The sequence below is a fragment of the Marinobacter manganoxydans MnI7-9 genome, assembly GCF_000235625.1.
Taxonomy (GTDB): domain Bacteria; phylum Pseudomonadota; class Gammaproteobacteria; order Pseudomonadales; family Oleiphilaceae; genus Marinobacter; species Marinobacter manganoxydans.
On sequence record NZ_AGTR01000013.1, the window covers coordinates 103492 to 125469 of the forward strand.

Sequence of the window (21978 nt, forward strand, 5' to 3'; positions counted from 1 at the left end):
TTATATTTGATAAATTTTCTTTTTTTTCAGACAGGAGAACCTGGCACGGCCAATGCATTGTTCTTGGCAGGCTCAAAACTCCGGTCACGGGGTACGACTCCACCGGGCCCGGGCCAGTTAGACTTGTTAACCGATGAACTCAGAGGTCGATCATGAAGAATATGCAAATTAACCATACTCAGAAGGGTTTCACCCTTATCGAACTGATGATCGTTGTTGCGATTATCGGTATCTTGGCAGCGATCGCTATTCCGCAGTACCAAGATTATACTGCGCGCTCTCAAGTTAGCCGGGTAGTAGGGGAGGTCTCTGCCGTCCGCACAGCAGTCGAGGAACTTGTAAACCGTGGCGGCGTGACACTTTCAACTACGGCGAGTGATGCTGGATACATTGGTTACAACGCGGCCGCTTCAGACTTGGTTTCGGCCTTTGGGATCACCGGTACTCCGCCCAATGTAGTTCTGACTGCTACCATGGGTGATGCGGGTGCGGCCGTAAGTTCTGCCGAAGTAATTTGGGAGCGTGACAACAACGGTGCGTGGAGCTGCCGTATTGAAGGTGTAACCGACGGACAGGGTGGCTGGAAAAACAGCTATGCTCCGAACGGATGTCAGCCTTCTAACTAATGATTAGAAGCTAGCAGCAGTTTTTACAAAAGGGGCCTGAGGCCCCTTTTTGTTTGTTACGACACCTGTAATTGTCTTTGGGTGCAGAGCGATGAGAAAAAAGGTTAGGAGCTTCTCTGCCAAAACTGTTTTGGCGGTCACGCTGATATTCTTCAGCTTTTCTATGTTTTCTGACCTAATGCCTAATATATTTCGTGGCTATGACTCGCAGCGTTTTTTTGTTCTCGGGTTATGGAGTGCAACAATAGTCTATTTTCTGACTCGCTGGGCATTTTTGGGAACAATACCTGAGCTTATACGTATTTATTTTTTTCCAGTAGTTTTTCCGCTTTTATTCATACTTCTGGCTGCTCTTCCTCCCCACCCTGTCCCCCATATATGGGTCGAGCCGTTGCAATATGCATTATTCTTAACCGCAGTTGTTATTTGGGCTTCCGCCTACAAAAATTTGGGAGGCTGGGACACAGCTAAAGAATTAATTCTGGGCTTATTATTTATTGCGTCTCTTTACGCGTTGATGAATATAAATATATATATTTTTGCTGCTCTGGATGGTTTCTCAAAAATAACAGATGTTATCCCTTTTGGTTTTGAGAATATGAGGCTATGGAGCCAGATCGCAACATTTATCTTGCCACTATTTGCCTTGGCTGGAGTGTTGTCGCAGAGGTTCTCATCCAGTTTGCCGTTGAGTTTTCTGATGATCGGCGCCGGGCTTTGGTGGTGGATCGCTTTACTTACAACCTCTAGAGGGACTATTTTCAGTGTAGTTGTCGCCACCCTGTTTGTTTCCGTCATGTTCAGAAAATATGCTTTCAGAGTTATTAAAATGCTGTTAATACAAGCGTTTCTGGGCCTCTTTTTCTGGATTCTGCTTTCCCTTTATCTACCTGGTCTCTGGTCGGAAAACGATATCCAGAGAGGGTTGAGCTTTTCTGACTCAGGGCGATTCGCTCTGTGGGCGGAAGCGATACAAATGAGCCTTGTGGATTTTCCACTCGGAATGGGCCCGATGTCTTGGGTGTTTCATCAGCCATTAACCGCGGGCTACGAGCGCTTTGGTTCGATTGGTTCTCCACATAACATGTATTTGTTGTGGGCTGCTGAGTATGGTTGGCTATTTCTAGCGATTCTGATTGGGTCGACCTTGCTAACATTAATGCGGTTGAGGTCGGCTTTTCCAAGGATAAGAGATTTTTCAGAGTCTGAACAAAAGCATCTGCTGGCTGGCCTTTCTTTATCAGGAGCGGCAGGTATAACCGATGCTAATTTTTCTGGTGTTTTCATATCGCCTTCATCACTTTTTTTGGCTTTTTTTGTTTTTTCTCAGGTTCTTGGGATTTTGTCTTGCTATGCAGCTGAAGCGGATGGAAAGATAGAGAAAGCAACTAGCAAAAATTCTCGTTGTCCTCTCTTTATAAGATTGAGCGTTTTTATTTTGGTTGGCCTAGCTCTTTGTTTTTATTGGTTCGGTCTCATTGAATTTTTCGATGCAATGTCGCTTGATGCCGAAACTTTTCGTGAACAAGAGCGAAGTCCGTTTGCTGCGAGATTTTGGCTGCATGGCCTGTTTCCGAGATCGCCATGATCATGTTCCGTTGGTGTGAATTTTGCAAATTGTTATTCATTAGGGTCTTTGTTGAGTAAACAGATGAAAAATGAAGAAATCGGATTCACCTTAATTGACCTCATGATCGTTGTTGCGATTGTCGGGATATTGTCGGCGCTAGCGTTCCCTGTTTACCAGAAGTATGTTATTGAATCACAAATGAAAAGAGCAGTTTCCGAGCTAAGCTATTATCGGGCCAACTTTGAAGAGGCGGTTTCTCGCCCATCAACCTTAGATAATCGCTCTTTGGGTTACACGCCTTCAACTTTGACCACGGGAAGTTTGTCTGAAAATATTGCTACTATTAATGGTGACGGTTCTGGTCAATTAGAAGTGACCCTCGGGGGCGATGTTCATCCGATTTTGTCAGGTGTGATTGTGAGGCATTCGAGAACACCGCTTGGCGAGTGGCGGTGTATCCTTTCCAATACTCCGGTTGACGCGTGGAGATCTAGTTACGTCCCCGACGGATGTGTTGTCGAATAGACGCATACGTATGTGTTGGTTAAACCTCCACCTCCTCAAACAACTCCGGCACCTCAACATCCCAGCCAAACTTATCTCGAATCCTCTTACGCATTACGTCACTAGCAACCATCTCCCCGTGAGTGACGTACACTTTCTCAGGCTTGAGTGAACCCTGTTCCAGCCAGGCCAAAATCTCGTTGTAATCCCCATGCGCAGAAAGCGAATCCAGATTATGAATTTCGGCCTTAACCGGCCAATGCTCGCCATGAATCTTCACCGATTCCGCGCCATTCACCAATGCATCCCCACGAGTACCTGGAGCTTGGAAGCCCGCAAAAACAATGCTGTTTCGAGGATTCGGTAGAAGTGTTTTCAGGTGGTGTAGCACCCGTCCACCACTGGCCATCCCGCTAGCAGAAATAATCACGCAGGGGTAGCGCACCGCGTCCAGCTCAATCGACTCTTCCACCTTTCGAACAAACGTGGTTTTCTCATCAATCAGTTCGCACTGAGCCGCGTTAAGCTTATGTTCCTTGTGGTGCTTGCAGAAGATCTCCGTAGCCTTGATGGCCATCGGGCTGTTCAGGAACACGGGAAGCTTGGGAATCTTCCCGTCGCCCATAATCTTGTGAATTACATAAAGCAGCATCTGTGCCCGGCCAACGGCAAAAGCGGGTAAAAGCACAATGCCTCCGCGACCCGCGGTTTTAGTAATGATGTCTGCCAATTCCGCTTCCGGGTCCGTCTCGCCATGAGCGCGATCCCCGTAGGTTGATTCGCACACCAGCACGTCGGCTTTCTGCAGCGGCTCCGGCGGCCGCATGATGATGTCGTTTTGTCGCCCCACGTCACCGCTGAACACAACCGTTCTGTCTGCGCCCTGGTGATGAACGTGCACACAGGATGACCCCAGAATATGCCCGGCCGGGGTAAAGGTTACCTGGAACCCTTTCACCGGCTCGAACGTCTCGTGGTAGTGCAGGGACTCAAAATGTTTTAGAGCTTCCCAGGCGTCTTTCTCGGTGAACAGCGGCTCCGGCATCTCGTGCTTCGAGAACTTCTTGCGGAAGGCGTATTTCGCATCCTCTTCTTGCAGAAAGCCGGCATCCGGCAGCAGTACCTTGCACAGTTCATGGGTGGCTTTGGTGCAGTAAACCTTGCCTTTGAAGCCGTTTTTCACCAGGGCGGGTAAATAGCCGGAATGGTCAATATGGGCGTGGGTAAGCACCACCGCATCAATAGTGGATGGATCCACCGGGAACTTCGCCCAGTTGCGCCGGCGCAGGGTTTTGACGCCCTGGTACATGCCACAGTCCACCAGTACACGGTGCCTATCATCCGAGAGCAGGTAGCGGGAGCCGGTGACTGTGCCTGTGCCGCCAAGGAAGCGAAGTTTCATAGAGGCGTCCTTCTGGTTCTTTGTTAAGGGAGTGTTACTATTACCCATCATAGTTCATAACGTTTTGATCTGAAGCAGGAAGCGAATCGCATGCATTACAGCTCCATCCTCCCGGATGTCATCAAGGTAGCAGACGAGGCCAGCGAGAAAGTGCTTCATATTTACCAGTCAGACTTCAAGGTGAGCTACAAGGCGGATGATTCGCCCATCACGGCTGCAGATACCGCTGCCCATGACATCATCGTCCACGGTCTGCGCAGAATAAGTCGCGACATCCCTATACTTTCCGAGGAAGGTAAAGACATTCCCTGGGAAGAGCGCAAGCACTGGCGCCGATTCTGGCTGGTGGATCCCGTCGACGGTACCAAGGACTTTACGCAGCGCACCGGGGAGTTCACTGTCAACATCGCCATGATTGAGGACGGTGAGCCCGTTATGGGTGTGGTCATGGCTCCGGCTTTGAAAGAAGCCTACTGGGGTGTGGTCGGTGAGGGCGCCCATATGCGCGATCGCACAGGCAAAGTTCACCGGATTAGGGTGGCGGAGCCCAAAAACGTAAAGCGTGTTGTGGCCAGCAAGAATCACCTTAACCCGGAGACCAGAGCGTTTATCGATAAGCTCGGTGAGCACGAACTCGTGCAGGCTGGCAGCTCGTTAAAGTTTTGCCGTATTGCCGAGGGGCACGCTGATATATACCCACGTATGGGGCCAACCTGCGAGTGGGATACAGGCGCCGCGCAGGCGGTGCTGGTGGCGGCCGGTGGGAAAGTTCAAACGGTGGATGGCAAGCCTTTGAAATATGGTAAACAAGATGTGTTAAATCCTTATTTCATTGCGGCGGGAAGCTGGTACATTCCCCAGCCATGACATGGTATGCACTTCAGCACAAGCCGGCGCAGGGTGACCGTGCCCTGCAACATCTTCAAAATCAAGACATTGTCTGTTTCTACCCGAAAATTACGGTGGAGAAAATCAAAGCCGGCAAGCGCACCAAAAGGCTTGAGCCGCTCTTTCCCGGCTATCTGTTCGTGAATCTGGAACAAACCGATCCTATGTGGGCAAAACTGCGCTCCACTCGTGGTGTGCTGCGAATTGTGAGTTTTGCCAACAAGCCCGCCGCCATCAGTGATGAGGTTATCCAGCACATCAAGGACAGCCTGGATTCGGTGGCAGAGCAGGGCGGTATCAAGCCCGGTCAGGCCGTTCACTTGAGTGAGGGGCCGTTCGAGGGCATTCATGCTATCTTCCAGGCCTATGATGGAGAGGCGCGGGCTATCGTGCTGATTAACTTCATGCAGAAGCAGCAGAGGGTGAAAGTTCCGGTATCTGCGCTGAAAACCTGAGCAGTTTCCGCTTGAAACATCTACCGAAATCCCATGCCAGGCTTCAGGCTCTGGCTGTTTTAGGCGAAATGCCTGCATAATAATAAAAAAGGACGGCCACCTATGGAAGATAAGCAGCGTTCAGTTCAATCCTCTTATGACCACGAGATCAGCCTCGTTGACCTGGCTTCCACCTTCTTAAAGCGACGTCGAATATTCTACCTCGTATTTCTCGTATCTCTGGCGGCGGGCGTTCTATACGCCATGCTCTTGCCGGAAAAATATGATTATGTCAGCTTGTTCAGGCTGGCCGAGAAAGAGTCCGGAAATTTTATTGAGAAGCCGGCCATAGTGATCGCAACGCTGGAGAATCGTTGGCTTCCGGACATTGAGGCCCTTCACCAGGCGGAACAGGACCAGTCCATTCCGTTTGAGGTTCGCTTCTCGAACCCGGAGAACACCGGGCTTATCCGGATTGTCTCCGAAGGCACACCCGCCCAGGAGGAGGGCATCAAGCGAGTTCATCGCCAGCTCATTGAGAAATTGCAACAAACGCAATCCGTAACCGTCTCCAGGCTGCAAGAGAACCTTGAAAGGCAAATCGAATCGCTCACTTCCACCATTGGCAAGTTGGAGGGTTCTTGGGATGCCGGAGCCGCACTTGCCGATACGGTTGAAAAGCGCCTTTCCCTGGAGGCGGTCCTCAGTTCCATCCAACCGGCGGAACAACTGCTGCTCAATCGTCAGAGCGCGGAGCGAAAAGGCCCCGCGCGGAGCCTGATTGTGGTTTTGGCTGCCATGCTGGGTTTGATGGGCGGCATATTTCTTTCGTTTTTTGCTGAGTTTGTAAGCCTGGTAAGAGCCAATCTGAATGAAATGTAGGCGAAAAGATTGAGGTTCTGAAGCTTTAACAATTCTTTACTCTCACAACTCCCTGATAACCCAAGTGTCAGACTTTTTGTCACTTGCTTGTCATAGACATTGCCGTAAAATCGTCACGCTTCTGAAACAGTTCATTCATCTACCGACAAGGATACAGTTGGGAGTCAGTTGTCCCCTTCCTTTTGCCTGTTTCCTGTCGCTTTTCAGATAATCCAATTTTATGACCTTAAAACACTGGGCCCTGGTCGGTGGGGCGGTAGCGTGTCTGACAAGTGTTGCTTTATCGGCCGCTCCTTGGCTTGAGCCTGGCGATTCGCGGGCGCGTTTTGCGGCTCAGAAGCTGGCCGATCGAGGCCATATGGATCGCACTATCAGCACCTGGCCAATGATGTGGAGTGCGGTCCACAGTGGCCTGGAGGACAGCGTCAGCTCTGATCAGACCTCGGTGGGCTCCGCTGCCGCGTACCTGCGCTTCGAAAAAGAACAGCAGGCTCAGCAGGGCTTCCGGGGCGAATACAGCCTCTATGGCAGTAGCGAGATACCCGGAGTTCGCGGTTTTGATCAGAACCCGCTTGCGAAAGCCGGTACTGCGATCAACCTCCAGTGGCAAGGTGAAGTCTGGGCCCTGGGGCTAAAGCCTTCCTATGCCCATGAAAGCGACGATGACGAGGAGCTTCGCCTGGATGGCAGCTATTTGGCTGCGGCTGCAGGTAACTGGGTGTTGGGCGCTGGGGCCATTGACCGATGGTGGGGGCCCGGCTGGCAGTCCAGCCTCATTCTCTCCAACAACGCCCGCCCCATGCCGGCGCTTTGGATTAATCGGAACAATACCCACGCTTTTGAAACCCCGTGGTTGAGTTGGATCGGTCCCTGGCAATTCACAGCGCTTGCGGGCCAATATGAGAGTGACCGTGCGGTGCCCGATGCCAAACTTATTGGCATGCGCTTCACGTTCCGCCCGATCGATGGCCTGGATATTGGTCTTTCACGGGCCATCATGTTTGGTGGAGAAGGGCGACCTGAAGGCGCGTCGACCATATGGAACGCGCTGATCGGCCGCGATAACGGCCAGCTCGAGGAAGACGACCCTGGCAACCAGCTCGCCAGCATTGATGCCCGCTATGGATTCGCACTTGGCCAGCAATCCATGGGGCTATACGCCCAGATGATGGGCGAAGACGAAGCTGGCGCTTTCCCGGCCCGTAAGTCCTGGCTTTTGGGCACGGACTGGACGACGCAGCTATTCAACGCTGATCAGCAATGGTTTGTAGAATATACCAACACCCTGGCGGACGACTTCCTGGGCGACGCCATGCCCAACATCACCTACGATCACTCCCGCTACCGCTCCGGCTATCGCTATTACGGCCGCAGCATGGGTGCAAGTTTTGATGGCGACTCTGAAGCGCTCACCCTGGGGGCTTTCAACTTTCTCGACAGCGGCACGAACATCAGTGCCAGGGTAAGTTTCGCGAGACTGAATAAAGAGGGCGCCATCCGCAGTGAAGTACCGAACGACGATATATTCTATACCGTGCCGGACGTTGATCAGAATGTAACCATTCTCGATTTAGGCTACGGAACGAGATTGCTTAGCGGCTGGCTGGACCTGAACCTCCAGGCCTCCGATACGAAAATTCAGTACCAGGGTGGAGAGAAAGACCAGTGGTCTTTCGGCGCGACCTGGACTTACCGTTTTTGAATTTCAATAAACCTAATCCCGGATATCATTACCCGTGAAGCTGAAAAACCTCTTGCTCCCCCTGGCAATGCTGCTCCCCATGCCAGTAACCGCCCAGTCCATCAGCCAGTCCCAGATCGAACAGTTTCAGAGCCTGCCCCGGGCCCAACAGGAAGCCTTGGCCAGCCAGTACGGTCTCGATCTGGACGATATACAATCCTCGGGGCAACGGAATCAGCGCCCTCAAGACGTTCAGGTCGTAGAGCCAGTCGCGAGTATTACCGACGAAGACAGGGAACAGGCGCGCAGAGAGAAGGAAGAAGACAAGAAAGAGCAGGAAGCTGCGGATAAAAACGGAGGGCTGAAACCATTCGGCTATGATCTTTTCAGAGGCAGCCCAACCACTTTCGCCCCGGTGACAGAGATCCCTGTTCCTTCCGAGTACACACTCGGCCCGGGTGACGTATTGCGAATCCAGCTTTGGGGTAAGGAAAATCAGAGCCTGGACCTGCCCATCAGCCGGGATGGCACCATCAGCTTCCCCCAGTCCGGGCCCATGAGCCTGGCAGGGCTGAGCTTTGATGAGGCGCGGCAGCAAATCCGTAAGCAGGTATCCGAGCAATACATTGGTGTCCAGGCCAGTGTCTCCCTGGGCGAACTGCGAAGCATGCGGGTGTTCGTGCTTGGGGAGGCCCGCAACCCCGGTTCCTATTCAGTCAGTTCGCTCTCTACCATTACCAACGCTTTGTACGTCTCTGGTGGCATCAAACAAACCGGCTCCTTACGAAACCTTCAACACAAACGTGATGGCAAGCTTGTGGGCACGCTGGATCTCTATGAGTTACTGCTCCAGGGTGACAGCTCCAACGATAACCGCCTGCAACCAGGCGATGTGATATTCATTCCGTCCGTAGGCAAGCGCGCCGGTATCGAAGGCGAGGTACACCGCCCCGCATTGTACGAGCTTAAAAACGAAAACACTCTGGCGGACCTAGTTGGCATGGCCGGTGGTCTTACCTCGCAGGCCTATCCCCAGCGCATAAATATAGAGCGGACTAACGAAGATTTTCTCAGGATCATCGCTGAGGCCGATTACACAGCCGCCAAAGGAAAGAAAGCAAGAATCCAGGCCGGTGACAGAGTGAATATTCCGTCAATCTCCGATATCACTGGTCAATACGTTGAGATCGCCGGTGCGGCCACACGCCCGGGCCGTTTTGCCTGGATGCCTGGTATGCGGGTGAGTTCAATTATCGGGAATATTGATGCGGATTTGATGTCCAGTGCTGACAAGCGCTACGCGGCTATCGTTCGCACCGACAAATCCACTGATACGATTTCAGTGCTGAACCTAAGGTTGAGAAAAGCCATCCAAAATCCGGGTAGTGAGTTCGATTTCCAGCTGGAGGAAAAAGACAAGCTGCTGATCTTCTCAGATGCCGGAAAAGTAGAGCGCGAAGAGGAGCTTCCCGAGAAGAGCGACGAGATTGAGGATGAAGATCGGCGCGAGTTCACTCGTGAACGTCTTTTTGAACCAGTGCTTCGTCGCTTGAAGAGCCAGGCAACACCTTCATCGCCACAAAGGACCATTCAGATAACCGGGCCCGTCCGATATCCTGGTGAATATCCCCTACCTGCCTCCAGGCAGCTTGCGGATGCAGTTTTCGTGGCCGGGGGTTTGAAGGACTCGGCATCGCTCTTCAATGCAGAAGTGGCGCGCTACACCACCGATGACGATGGCATCGGCAAGACCCGGATCCTCAACGTGAATCTGGCCGATGCCATGGACGGTAATGGCACCCTGGCCCTCCAGAGCCGCGACCGGATATTGATCAAATCCATTCCGGAGTTCGCGAAAACCAGCACGATTGAACTGAAAGGTGAGGTGCGTTACCCGGGCGAATACACATTCCGGGATGGGGAGACCCTGAAACAAGTGATTGAACGTGCCGGCGGCCTGACTGACAACGCCTTCCCGAGAGGCGCGGTATTTACCCGGGCCAAGCTGCGTCAGTTGGAAGCGCAGCGCCTGCGTGAAGCGGAAGAGCGCCTGCAGGGAGATCTCCTCGGCGTTCAGCTTGAAGGCGATGGGCTAGGCGGCGAGAGTGCTGACCGGGCGCAGCAGGTCGAGGAGCTGCTTGAAGATGTTCAAAGCAGCCGACCGGTTGGTCGTATGGTGGTTGACCTCGAGGCAGTTGTGAACGACGAGGGCTATCAGGCGATCCGCCTTCAGGACGGCGATACGTTGACCGTTCCAACCATTCCCCAGTCCGTCACCGTATTCGGCGAAGTGCAATTTCCTACTAGCCACCTCCACCAGGCCGGCCTGACTGTGGATGACTACCTTGATCGTTCCGGCGGGCCGACGCGCCAGGCCGACGAAAGCCGTGTGTACGTTGTGAGGGCAGATGGGTCGGTAATGCTTCCTGAGAAAAGCCGTTGGTTTGGTAGCAGGAGCCAACAGTTGGAACCGGGCGATACGATTATCATGCCGATTGATGTGGACCGCCTGAATCAGCTTGAGCTTTGGTCTAACGTTAGCCAAATCGTTTATCAAATGGCCTTGGGTGCAGCAGCGGTAGGAAACCTGTAATGACTAAATACGAACCCCACACGCATGAGCCAACAAAGGAACTGGGCCGTTATCCGGATGACGAAATAGATCTGCGGGAACTGTTCCTGACGCTTTGGCGGGGCAAATGGATAATTCTGGCTACTACAGTCGCCTTTGCTGCTGCTGGTGTGTTCTACGCCCTCAGCAAGCCCAATATCTACCAGGCCGGCGTATTGCTGGCGCCGGCCCAGGATGAAGGCAGCGCAGGTGGGTTAGGTGGCCAATTAGGTGGTCTGGCCAGCCTGGCCGGAATCAATCTGGGTAGTGGCGGTGCCAACAAAACCGTGATGGCCAAGCAGGTGTTGCAATCCCGCGCCTTTCTCGCTGATTTCATTCATCGCCATAATCTTAGCGTGGCGCTCATGGCGACCGAAGGCTGGGACATCAATAGCCAAGAATGGGTGATCAACCGGGAAGTCTACAATCCACAAAGCGGTGAGTGGCTTCAGGATGAGGATGGCAAAAGCCAAAATCCAACCGACTGGGATTTGGTTAAGAAATTCAAAGAAAACCACCTCAGCATTTCTGATGACAAAGAGACTGGCATGGTCACTGTAAACATAAAAAGCCAGTCTCCACCAGTTGCGAAAGAATGGGCGGAAAAGCTGGTGCACGACATCAATGAGCATATGCGCCAACAAGATGTGAAAGACGCCGAAGCTAGGATTGCTTATCTGGAAGAAAAACTCGGCGAAACCAATATCGCTGGCATGCAGCAAGTGTTCTACCAGTTAATTGAAAGTGAAACGCGCACCGTTATGTTGGCCAACGCCCAAAATGAATACATTTTCAAAACTGTAGACCCAGCAGTCGTGCCGCAAGAAAAAAGCGAACCCAAAAGAGCCCTTGTCGCTATCGTGGCAACCATGTTGGGCGGAATGCTGGGGGTCTTTGCGGTCTTTGTCCGAGCTTTTATTCGTGGCGGCCAAAAAGAGAAAGAAAACGTATGAAATTGCTTGTAACCGGCGGCGCGGGCTTCATAGGCTCTGCCGTAATTCGCCACATCATTACCAACACCAGAGATGAAGTGGTCAACCTCGATAAACTCACTTACGCCGGCAACTTGGAAAGTCTGGCGGAAGTGAGCGATAGCGGGCGTTACGCCTTTGAACAGGTAGATATCTGCAACCGCGCGGAAGTGGACCGCGTACTTGCTCAACACCGGCCAGATGCCATTATGCATCTGGCCGCCGAAAGCCACGTAGACCGCTCAATCGATGGCCCGGCAGATTTCATCGAGACCAACATTGTAGGCACCTATACCCTGCTCGAAGCCACCCGCCAATACTGGCAGGAGCTGAGGGGCGACAAAAAAGACAACTTCCGCTTCCATCATATAAGCACAGACGAAGTCTACGGCGACCTCCCGCACCCGACCGAAACCGAGAATGCGGAAGAACACCTGTTCACAGAAGACACGGCTTACGCCCCAAGCAGCCCATACTCAGCAAGCAAAGCCAGCTCAGACCACCTGGTTCGGGCCTGGCGGCGGACCTATGGCCTGCCAACCCTGCTGACCAACTGCAGCAACAACTACGGCCCCTACCACTTCCCGGAAAAGCTCATCCCGTTGATGATCCTGAACGCCCTGGAAGGCAAGCCGCTACCGGTATACGGAAAAGGCGACCAGGTCCGGGACTGGCTCTATGTGGAAGACCATGCCCGTGCCCTCTATAAAGTGGTCACCGAAGGTACACCAGGCGAAACCTACAACATCGGTGGCCACAATGAAAAACAAAACATCGAGGTGGTGCATACTATTTGCGACATTCTCCAGGAACTGCGCCCGCAACAAACCAGCTACCGTGACCTAATCACCACTGTTAAAGACCGCCCAGGCCACGACAGGCGCTATGCGATAGACGCCGGCAAAATCCGGGAAGAACTGGGCTGGACGCCCCAAGAAACTTTCGAAACAGGCATCCGACAAACCGTTCAGTGGTACCTTCAAAATCTTGACTGGTGCCAGCGGGTGCAAGATGGCACATACCAAAGGGAACGCCTCGGAGAAGTAGTATGAAAGGTATAATCCTGGCAGGTGGCTCCGGCACCCGCCTTTATCCCATAACGCTCGGCACCTCCAAACAACTCCTGCCAGTGTACGACAAACCCATGATCTACTACCCGCTCTCCGTACTCATGCTGGCGGGCATCCGGGATATCCTCATCATCACTACCCCGGAAGATCAGGGAGGCTTCAAACGCGCACTGGGTAGCGGCGAACAGTTTGGGGTTAACCTGTCCTACGAAATCCAGCCAAGCCCGGACGGACTCGCCCAAGCCTTCATCATCGGCGAGGAATTTATTGGTGAAGACAGCGTATGCCTGGTCCTAGGCGACAATATTTTCTACGGCCAAGGCTTCAGTCCCAAGTTGAAACAAGCTGCCCAGCGAACGGAAGGTGCGACCATATTCGGCTATCAGGTAAAAGATCCGGAACGTTTCGGCGTAGTAGAGTTCGACGAAAACAAACACGCCATCTCCATCGAAGAAAAGCCCGAACATCCAAAATCTCACTATGCTATAACTGGCCTTTATTTTTACGACAACAAGGTGGTAGAAATCGCTAAACAGGTAAAACCCAGCAATCGGGGAGAACTGGAAATCACCTGCGTAAACCGGGCCTATTTGGAGCAAGGCAAGCTGAGCGTAGAACTACTCGGTCGGGGCTTTGCCTGGTTGGACACTGGCACCCACGAAAGCCTGCTGGAAGCAGCTCAGTTCGTGGAAACAGTAGAGAAGCGCCAAGGCTACAAAATTGCCTGTCTCGAAGAAATCGGGCTCCACCAAGGCTGGCTGGCCAAAGAGCAATTCCTACAACAGGCCGACCAGCTCAAGAAAAACGGATACGGCCAATATCTGCTAGATATTCTGGAAGATGCGAAATGATCCCCGTCACCAAGCCTTTCATGCCAAACCGGGAAAAACTGGACCAGTACCTGGATGGAATCTATGAGCGAAAGTGGCTGACCAATAATGGCCCCTTGGCGCAGGAACTTACAAGCAGGCTGGAAGAGTATCTTGGCGTTGAAAACCTGCTACTGGTATCTAACGGCACGCTGGCGCTGCAAATTGCCTATCGTGTTCTAGGAATTAATGAGCCGGTAAATGGAAAGCCCGCAGAGGCGATTACAACACCTTTTACCTTCATTGCCACTGCAAGTTCTCTGAAGTGGGACGGCATTCAACCAGTGTTTGCAGACATCGACCCGGAAACTTGGTGTCTAGCCTCGAAGAATATTGAGGCACAAATCACCCAACAAACCCGTGCAATTGTTCCAGTACACGTTTTTGGAAACGCGTGTGATGTTGAAACCATCGATTCAATCGCTCAAAAGTACAACCTTAAGGTTATCTACGACGCTTGCCACGCGTTCGGCGTGAAATACCAAGGCGAAAGCTTACTCAAACACGGCGACGCAGCCACTTTGAGCTTCCACGCCACCAAGCTGTTCCACACAGGTGAGGGAGGGGCCATTATCTTCAAGCGCAAGGAAGATTTGGAGCGGGCGAAGAAATTGATCAATTTCGGTATAAGCGGGCCGGAGAGTATTGAAGAGCTGGGCATCAACGCTAAGATGAACGAATTTCAGGCAGCCATGGGTTTGTGTGTGTTGGATGAAATGGAAGCGAACATGGCTGCCCGATACGCAGTTTGGGATAGTTACGAACGTGAGCTTGCTGGTTCAGTTCAACTTCAAAAGAAGAGTGAGGACCTTTACTACAACGCATCCTACTTTCCCGCCGTGTTCGAGTGTGAGTCTGTGGCTCTTCAGGTGGCAGGTCTTCTTAAACAAAACGGAATTCTGGCACGCCGATATTTTTTTCCTTCGCTGGAAACCGTCGAGTGTTTAGGTCGAAAGGATTACCAGCCAGTTTCGCATGACATAGCTGGGCGGATACTGTGTCTCCCAATTTATGCAGGCATAGAAGAGAAGGCACAGAAGAGTGTTATTGATGTGATTAAGTTATGCTTGGCAAAAGGGCGTCAAAGATAATGGCATTTCTATCACGTGAGCATCTAGAAAATCTTGGACTTTCTGAAATTGGCTCTCATGTGTTTATCTCAGATAAAGCATCATTTTATAACCCTGCGAAAATAGCTATAGGTAATCATGTTCGTATTGATGATTTCTGTGTTCTTTCTGCGGGTGAGGGCGGAATCGAAATCGGAAACTATGTTCATGTTGCTGTGTTTAGCTCATTGATTGGAGCAGGGCGAATCAAGCTGTCTGACTTTGTAAATCTTTCCTCTCGCGTCTCGATCTATAGTAGTAACGATGATTACACTGGAGCAGCTTTGACCAATCCGATGGTTCCGGCTGAATTCAAGAATGTTCAATCGGCTGATGTAGAGTTGAAGAAACACGTCATCGTGGGTTCAGGCAGCGTTATCCTGCCTGGTGTTACCCTAAACGAGGGTGCGGCAATAGGCGCGCTAAGCATGGTGGTAAAGGACTGTGAAGAGTTCACTATCTATTCGGGGGTTCCCGTTAAAGCATTAAAATCCAGAAAAAGAGACCTGAAGAAACTTGAGCATCGGTTTCTGAATTCCCAATGAAAATCCTTCACATCGCCACAGACGACAAGTTTGTGGATCACGCTCTCCCTGTGTTTGAAAAAGTCTATCCTGAGGCAAATGACGTTTTTGTATTCGCTTCCAAAAAACCGCTCAAATATGTGGAGCTTAATCCCGATCACATTGAAACGAAGCAAAGCAATTATTTTAACAAGAAGCCAAAATTAGGGAAAGAAGCATACCAAAAGTACGACCTAGTTATATTCCATTGTCTAAGGTGCTCGACTTATCCTGAACTGGCTAATATCCCAGAAGATACACCGACGATATGGCTTGGATGGGGAGTCGACTACTACGTTGATTTTTTACACGGCATTCCGCTGCTTTTGAGCGATACGCAGAAAATATACAATAGACTCGTTGGTAACAAGCCGAAGCGACAGGCTGCAAAACTAGTCAAACGCCTCGTCGGCGTGTTAAGACCTCGCAGCATCAAAATTCGCGCTGTCGAGAGAATTACGATATTTTCGCCAGTACTCCCAGAAGAGTTCGGAATGGTAAAAAACGCTCGGACTTGGAGACGTTTTCCAGAGTTTGCATCATGGAATTACGGAACGTTGGAAGACCATCTCATCAAGGGTTTTGAGGGTGAGAGCGTAACTGGTAAAGCCATTCTTATTGGCAATAGCGCAACATACACCGGGAATCACGCAGAGGTTTTTAGCCTTCTCCGCGAACTACAGGTGAATGATCGGCAGGTGATAGCGCCACTCAGTTACGGTGATCCTAAATTGGCGGCAATATTAAACGCCATGGGGCAGACATACTTTGCTGATAATTTCGAGCCACTGATGGATTTCATGCCTATTGAAGACTATATCGCCATTATTAAAAAGTGCGGCTATGTAATTATGAACCACGTTCGCCAGCAAGCGGTTGGCAATATTGTGATTATGCTTTATCTGGGGGCTCGGGTGTTTTTGCGTCAGGAGAACCCCGCATACAACTTCTTCAGAAAATCCGGCATCACAATCTCCACAGTGCAGGAATTGGTAGAGAATCCCGAACTTCTGAACGAGCCTTTAACGCAAATAGAGCAGGCCAAAAATAAGGCGATTGTAAGCGATTACTGGTCTCGTGAGAGGGCCTATGAGCGGACTCGAATGCTTGTAGAAAAGGCGTTCGCAATGAAAGGTTTGGAATGCCCTGAAGTGTTGCCTGAGACGTACCGGTGACCCCCAAAAAAATAGCTGCCTTCGCAATAGGCCCAATAGGGGGCGCTGTCCTTGGCCTAATCTCCTTGCCGGTCATAACTTGGTTTTTCTCCCAAGAAGACGTTGGGCGCATGGCCATGCTGCAAGTCACCTTGGGTTTCAGTACTCTGCTGTTCAGTCTTGGTCTAGATCAATCTTACGTGCGGGAGTTTCATGAGGCAAAAAGCAAACCCGCGTTGCTTAAACGCGCCATGATGCCCGGTTTAGTTTTGTTGGTGCTTGCGGTTTTGTTATTGCTTTGCCTCGGAGGCGCTCTGGCTGAGTGGTTATTCGGTGTACGAGAATGGCACTTGAGTACACTGGTGGCGCTGGCGTTGGTGGCCAGCTATATCTCCCGGTTTTTGTCGCTTGTGTTACGAATGAACGAGCGCGGCGTGGCATATTCGATGAGCCAGCTGCTGCCCAAACTGCTCTTGTTGTTAATCATCGGGACTTACATTGCGTTTAGTGCAGAGAAAAACCTGACAAACCTTGTAGTAGCAAACACAGCAGCGATTGCTTTTGTTTGCGTAATTTTTGGTTGGAATACCAGAACGGAGTGGCTGACAGGAATTCGGACCAAACTGGATGTGGAACAGCTGATAAGTATGCTCCGCTTTGGGCTTCCGCTGATTCTTGGAGGGCTCGCTTTCTGGGGGCTTACGGCGATAGACAAAGTTTTCCTGCGGTCCCTTGCATCCTTTGAGGAACTGGGTATTTACTCCGTGTCGGTTAGTTTTGCGGCGGCTGCCACGATCCTCCAGAGTGTATTCTCTACTGTATGGGCTCCCACCGTGTACAAGTGGGCCAGCGCTGGTCAGGGCCTGGAAAACGTTCACAGAGTGACCCGTTACATACTCGCGCTGGTTGTACTCGGATTCACCCTAGCTGGATTGTTCTCTTGGATTATCACGCTCTTTTTGCCAAAGAACTACGCTTCGGTGCAATGGATCGTGGTTTCCTGTATTGGCTACCCCTTGCTCTATACACTATCGGAAACTACGGTTGTGGGTATCGGAATCTCACGGCGCACTTCTTTCTCAATGTTGGCAGCCGTCCTCGCCTTTGCGATCAACCTGGCAGGTAACTGGTGGCTAATCCCAATTTTCGGCGCGGCCGGCGCTGCTGTGAGCACGTGTGTTTCATTCTGGGTATTCTTCTTTCTGAGAACCGAGTTTTCCGCCTTTCTTTGGATGCCCATGCCTCGTCTGTTGTTATATTCCTTCACCTTGATATCAGTTTTCGGAGCCGTAGTGTTCACCCTATGGGGGGAGGCCTTAAATAGCCTGATGATGACCTATTGGCTGGTCGTTTTAGGTTGCTGGGGCTTTGCTTTTAGGGCCGAGATTGCAGAACTGATTCGTTTTTTTGTGGGCGTCATCGGCAACAGAGTGGTGTAGCCGCATCCTGCGGATAGCAGAGCAGTTTATAGCGAGCGCCCTTAATCTCTGAACGAGAGTTCGGCTCAAAGCAATTTCGGAAGGTCCCAGAATGGTCGTGCTCTATGTTTTATCATGATGCGAGTATAAAAAATATTCATTTCCATTGCATGCTAAGACATACTTCGACTTCAAGCCTAGAAGAAAAATTCTGTTATCAAATATGTAACAAGCGCCTTAAAGGGCAAGTCACTATAGCAGTTTTGGTTGAATCTTGAGGTGAATCTTCTGTTTGATTAGTTGTAGCGAATGGTCTGTCACGTCATTAAGATTGGCCAAAATTCTAAAAGTATAAGTAGTTCATGTGCCTTTCATTAAGTCAGCACGTAATTGACCTCAAGATTGCGCGGCCTTTCGCCTAAAAGCCTCAGTATTTGATAAGAATAAAACATATTGGAAATTAAAAAGGCAAAGCGCGCCACTTCTGGATGTTGCTTCTGCATCGAGTGCTCTGGCTAAAGCACGTCTACGCCATTGGTGAGTCCAAAGTACAATTAATGTCTATATATTTATCTTTTTATTCTATAATAGGGCTATTAGCTTTACTTCAATCAAAGCTAAAAAGTGATCAAAAGCTAATAGCTTCATACTTGATATTTGTCCTAGTTTCTCTCTTCTCAGGACTGAGGGGCTCAGTCGGAGCTGACACTCTAAATTACCTGCAGATATATCAGGATTCGCCTGGGATTGCCCATTTTTTTGAATCAGAATGGAAGGTTGAGCCTTTATTTCTATTCTTGAATTCGCTTCATAAATCCATATTTGATAATGAGTTTTTGTTTCTCCTGGGTTATTCGGTATTTCAGGCCTTTCTTTTAATGCTTGTAACTCGCAGGAGCAAAAATCCCTCTTTATTCATATTTGTTTATGTTGTGTATTTTTTATTTGAATCTCCACTTTAATATATTAAGAGCTGGTACCGCCATACTATTCCTTCTATTGGCGCTAAATTCTAAAACACCTCTACGAGCCGTTGGCTTATTTTCAGTTGGCCTTGGTTTCCATCTTTCGATAATTGTGGCTTTGCCATTGTTATTGGCTGGCTGGAATCTTACATTAAGAAAGCTCGCATTGTGGTTTGTTGTAATATCATCTTTGTTTTTTGGTATAATTTTAACGTTTTCTGATAAAATAATCGAGAAAATTATTACTTATGTGACTTACATTGAGTACGGCGGCGACTATCCAATAGTCTTAATTTTCACAACACTTATCTTCTCAACTACAATTTTTGTGCGTAAAGGAGATTTTCCAAAAACATACTATCTGTCTGGAGCTCTTCTGATTACTTCTCTAGTGCTCACATTCTTCTTGCCTGGTTTTTATAGGATTACGTCAATATTTTTATTGTTGTACTTTTGGTATTTTGTACAGTTCTTTCGAAATCCCGTCAGTCTATACTCTTTTATTTTCTCTGTTTTCTTTTTATATCATTCGGCGGCTTCCATTATGGTCATTGGTTCGGAAAAAGAGCGGTTAGAGAAACGTATTGAGGTATCGGTGGGCGCTCGTAAAGAAGCCTACAAGAAAGCATTGAATTCGACATACATTCCTTATGAATTCTATTGGCAAAATTTTAATGAACTCTAGGATGGCTGCATCAATATTTTTCGGTATTTCAAAGTTCAATGCCTTAATGAGACTGCTCCATTGTTCTGAGGACAAGGAGGATCTTGTTCCTTACAGGGTGAAGTGTTGTATTAGTGGTTTTGTTAAAATTGATACGATCCGGATTTTGTCCCGCCGAAAATGCTGTTTGCACTGCTCTTGCCCTTAGACCTTAAATTATTAAAATTGAAGTTTTTTGTGAGTGCAAGCATGATCCCAAGTAAATTTGGTAGGCTAAATGATGAACGTAAATCATCCGAAAGTATTAATAGTTTCTAATCTTTATTCTGTGGCCGGGCATGTGTCCGGGGCAAATATCACCACGGCTGTCAAAGATCTTATCGAAGGTGCGTTCTCACAGAGAATGAATGTTATTGGTGTAATCCGGTTTGAAAGCATATTCAGGAAGCCTGCGGCCGGCTGCAAGACCTTTCTAGAGAATGGGGTACAGGTCTTTGATGTTCCTAGAGTAGGGTTAAGAAATTGGATCTTCGCTAAAGCCACAATGCTTTTATCGAGAAGGGAGCTTAGCAGCCTTAAACCCAATATCGTGGTGTGCCATAGAGCAACCAATCTTTATTTTGCCAAGAAAATTTTCGGCAGTTCTCCGAAGTATGTATTTGTTTTGCACCAATCCGATTTAAATTCAGAGATCTTGAGTTATGCATTGTCAGAATCAGACCTTATTTTGGCTCGATCAAAGCCATTATCTGACAGGATTTTAAAATTTTATCCCAGTGCTAAAGTTTCCGGCATTGTTGGGTCTGGTGTTGACATGAGTAATGCTAAAAGAAAAGATAGAGCCCTTGTTGATTCTAATATTTTGAAGATTGTGTTTGCTGGCAGACTAGTGCCATTAAAAAATATTGATGTAGTGTTGGTCGCTTTATCCAAACTTAGGAAACAAGGTCAGCGCTTTTCATTTAAAGTACTTGGCGATGGCCCATTAAGAGAAATTTTGGAAAGGACGGCCGTTGAGCTTGGAATCAAGGACAGTGTTGAGTTCTATGGCCATGTCGATAAATTCAAAGTTTTGTCTGTTATGAGTGATAGTCATCTTTTTGTTATGCCGAGCGCTCCAGAAACTTTCGGTTTGGCGTATTTAGAAGCCATGTCTCAGGGTTGTGCGGTAATAGGTCATCGAGGTTGGGGCATTGATGGGCTGGTTGAAGATGGTGTTCAAGGATATTTGGTGAACGAAGCAAATGATCAGAATATCCTGGACTGTTTTTTGAGATATATGCGTCTGCCTGGAGTGCAAAGGTTTGATTTGCACGAAGAAGCCTTTAACTTGGCTGCTAGGAACGATAAGTCTTCTGCTGCTGAAAACTATAAATCGCTCATTGAGTCGGTCATGTATGATGTATGACTAAAAGTTAGGTTTCTGATTTAATGATAGTCCATGTATGTAATAATTACGTATCTTCGAAAGTTCATGGTAAGATTGTTGAAAAAATATCGGTCTTATTTCCAGGTCATCAATCTGTTTTTATTCCAATAAGGAAGAAGTCCGACGCTTGGGTCAACTCATTTTTTAGCGGAGACGTTTCGTTCAAGTATAGTAGGTACCCAAGATTCATAAAATATTTTCCCTTTATTAAAGTGCTTTACAATTTTTTAAAATTCAGGCGGTTTTTCAAAGGGCTTGATGACTCCCTGCCCACTCGCAGTGTTTTAGCACACACCCTTTGGACGGATGGCTCGATAGCATACTTTGCGTACAAAGCTTTCGGCTTACGCTATTCAGTTGTTATTAGAAATACTGATATTAATATTTTTATTCCAAAACTTCCTCAATATAGATGGTTTGTTAAAAAAATTATCTCCAACGCCGACAGTGTAATTTTTGTCAATGGTGTATACCAGCAGCGCCTTTCAGAGCGCTTCCCAGAATTATATAGGTGTATTAGAAATAGCTGGCTAATATATAACGGCCTCGATGATTTTTGGCTAGGGTCAAAATTTTTTGGTGATTTTTCGAGTAGGGATTGTGTTTGTTACGTTGGCGCTTTTAATCATAATAAAAACCTCCGGAATATTTATGGGTCTGTCAAGGAGGCGAGAAAAAGTAATCCAAAGATCAAGCTCGTTTTGATTGGGGGCACACAGGCTGAATTCTTGAAGGTTGTTCAGTCTGATGTTATACCCAACTGGGTAAGTGTCTTAGGTAAAGTCAAGGAAAAAGAGGTGATTTCAAGCTATCTGCGTCGAAGTTTTGTGTTTTCTATGCCATCGTTTTCGGAAACATTCGGTTTGGTTTACCTTGAGGCGCTCTCGCAGGGCTGCAATCTGATATGTAGCAGAGGAGAGGGCGTGGATGGTGTGGTCTTTGGCGATCATATAACGCTGGTAGATCCAAACGATGTGAATGAAATCGCTGATGCTGTCTTGAATTATTATGGTAGAGATTTTCCCTCTGGAAATAAAAAAGCGATCAGCGAATTTCTAGACGAATTTTCTTGGGAACGTGTGGCACATAAATATTTCGACGCTATCCCAAAATAATCATTGCTCAAATAGAACGAATGCGTAGGGCTTTTTTTTGAAGATTATATATC

Annotated in this window: 20 protein-coding genes; 19 read left to right on the plus strand and 1 reads right to left on the minus strand. The window is 49.0% G+C overall.

Translation table 11 applies throughout. The annotated features are described in order from the left end of the window. Window positions 1-152: 152 nt before the first annotated feature. From KYE_RS02915 to KYE_RS20970, 3 genes are all read left to right on the plus strand, one after another. Entirely contained in the window at window positions 153-626 is a 474-nt protein-coding gene (locus KYE_RS02915) for a pilin (protein WP_008170229.1), read from the plus strand. Window positions 627-717: 91 nt separating this feature from the next. Further along, entirely contained in the window at window positions 718-2214 is a 1497-nt protein-coding gene (locus KYE_RS02920) for an O-antigen ligase family protein (RefSeq protein WP_008170231.1), read from the plus strand. Between the two features lie 63 nt (window positions 2215-2277). Continuing rightward, window positions 2278-2721, plus strand: a complete 444-nt coding sequence (locus tag KYE_RS20970; RefSeq protein WP_039881810.1) for a pilin — start codon at window positions 2278-2280, stop codon at window positions 2719-2721. Window positions 2722-2740: 19 nt separating this feature from the next. Here KYE_RS20970 and KYE_RS02930 read toward each other — a convergent pair whose 3' ends face one another. Further along, on the minus strand, window positions 2741-4102 hold the full coding sequence (locus KYE_RS02930) for an MBL fold metallo-hydrolase (protein WP_008170235.1): 1362 nt from the start codon (window positions 4100-4102) through the stop codon (window positions 2741-2743). A gap of 90 nt (window positions 4103-4192) precedes the next feature. Between KYE_RS02930 and cysQ the strand changes: the two genes are divergently transcribed. From cysQ to KYE_RS03005, 16 genes are all read left to right on the plus strand, one after another. Next, window positions 4193-4969, plus strand: coding sequence for a 3'(2'),5'-bisphosphate nucleotidase CysQ (cysQ, locus tag KYE_RS02935; RefSeq protein ID WP_008170237.1), 777 nt, complete (start codon window positions 4193-4195; stop codon window positions 4967-4969). Next, entirely contained in the window at window positions 4966-5445 is a 480-nt protein-coding gene (gene rfaH / locus KYE_RS02940; protein ID WP_008170239.1) for a transcription/translation regulatory transformer protein RfaH, read from the plus strand. The genes cysQ and rfaH overlap by 4 nt, the downstream gene beginning before the upstream one ends. 102 nt (window positions 5446-5547) lie before the next feature. Then, entirely contained in the window at window positions 5548-6306 is a 759-nt protein-coding gene (locus KYE_RS02945) for a Wzz/FepE/Etk N-terminal domain-containing protein (RefSeq protein WP_008170241.1), read from the plus strand. 358 nt (window positions 6307-6664) lie between these two features. Continuing rightward, on the plus strand, window positions 6665-8008 hold the full coding sequence (locus tag KYE_RS02950) for a capsule assembly Wzi family protein (RefSeq protein WP_158217737.1): 1344 nt from the start codon (window positions 6665-6667) through the stop codon (window positions 8006-8008). A 34-nt stretch (window positions 8009-8042) separates the two neighbouring features. Continuing rightward, complete coding sequence (locus tag KYE_RS02955; protein ID WP_008170244.1) at window positions 8043-10580, plus strand: SLBB domain-containing protein; 2538 nt, start codon at window positions 8043-8045, stop codon at window positions 10578-10580. Further along, a complete protein-coding gene (locus tag KYE_RS02960; protein ID WP_008170246.1) occupies window positions 10580-11551 on the plus strand; it encodes a Wzz/FepE/Etk N-terminal domain-containing protein in 972 nt (323 codons plus the stop codon). Before KYE_RS02955 ends, KYE_RS02960 begins: the two co-directional genes overlap by 1 nt. Next, window positions 11548-12621: a dTDP-glucose 4,6-dehydratase gene (gene rfbB, locus KYE_RS02965; RefSeq protein ID WP_008170249.1), complete on the plus strand. Its 1074-nt coding sequence runs from the start codon at window positions 11548-11550 to the stop codon at window positions 12619-12621. The genes KYE_RS02960 and rfbB overlap by 4 nt, the downstream gene beginning before the upstream one ends. Next, complete coding sequence (rfbA, locus tag KYE_RS02970) at window positions 12618-13490, plus strand: glucose-1-phosphate thymidylyltransferase RfbA (protein WP_008170251.1); 873 nt, start codon at window positions 12618-12620, stop codon at window positions 13488-13490. Before rfbB ends, rfbA begins: the two co-directional genes overlap by 4 nt. Continuing rightward, on the plus strand, window positions 13487-14599 hold the full coding sequence (locus tag KYE_RS02975) for a DegT/DnrJ/EryC1/StrS family aminotransferase (protein WP_008170254.1): 1113 nt from the start codon (window positions 13487-13489) through the stop codon (window positions 14597-14599). The genes rfbA and KYE_RS02975 overlap by 4 nt, the downstream gene beginning before the upstream one ends. After that, the gene (locus tag KYE_RS02980) at window positions 14599-15162 is read left to right on the plus strand and encodes an acyltransferase (RefSeq protein ID WP_008170256.1); all 564 of its coding nucleotides are present in this window, start codon (window positions 14599-14601) and stop codon (window positions 15160-15162) included. Before KYE_RS02975 ends, KYE_RS02980 begins: the two co-directional genes overlap by 1 nt. Further along, window positions 15159-16355 carry a TDP-N-acetylfucosamine:lipid II N-acetylfucosaminyltransferase gene (locus KYE_RS02985; RefSeq protein ID WP_008170258.1) on the plus strand — a complete coding sequence of 399 codons (1197 nt, stop codon included), beginning with the start codon at window positions 15159-15161 and terminating at the stop codon, window positions 16353-16355. The genes KYE_RS02980 and KYE_RS02985 overlap by 4 nt, the downstream gene beginning before the upstream one ends. After that, window positions 16352-17773: an oligosaccharide flippase family protein gene (locus KYE_RS02990; protein WP_008170259.1), complete on the plus strand. Its 1422-nt coding sequence runs from the start codon at window positions 16352-16354 to the stop codon at window positions 17771-17773. Before KYE_RS02985 ends, KYE_RS02990 begins: the two co-directional genes overlap by 4 nt. 536 nt (window positions 17774-18309) lie before the next feature. Then, window positions 18310-18714 (plus strand): EpsG family protein, encoded by a 405-nt coding sequence (locus tag KYE_RS22295; protein ID WP_158217738.1) that lies wholly within the window; start codon window positions 18310-18312, stop codon window positions 18712-18714. Beyond that, complete coding sequence (locus tag KYE_RS21810) at window positions 18674-19402, plus strand: hypothetical protein (protein WP_413540215.1); 729 nt, start codon at window positions 18674-18676, stop codon at window positions 19400-19402. The genes KYE_RS22295 and KYE_RS21810 overlap by 41 nt, the downstream gene beginning before the upstream one ends. A 256-nt stretch (window positions 19403-19658) precedes the next feature. Then, window positions 19659-20789 (plus strand): glycosyltransferase, encoded by a 1131-nt coding sequence (locus KYE_RS03000; RefSeq protein WP_008170264.1) that lies wholly within the window; start codon window positions 19659-19661, stop codon window positions 20787-20789. Window positions 20790-20812: 23 nt separating this feature from the next. Then, window positions 20813-21925: a glycosyltransferase family 4 protein gene (locus KYE_RS03005; protein WP_008170266.1), complete on the plus strand. Its 1113-nt coding sequence runs from the start codon at window positions 20813-20815 to the stop codon at window positions 21923-21925. Window positions 21926-21978: the final 53 nt, after the last annotated feature.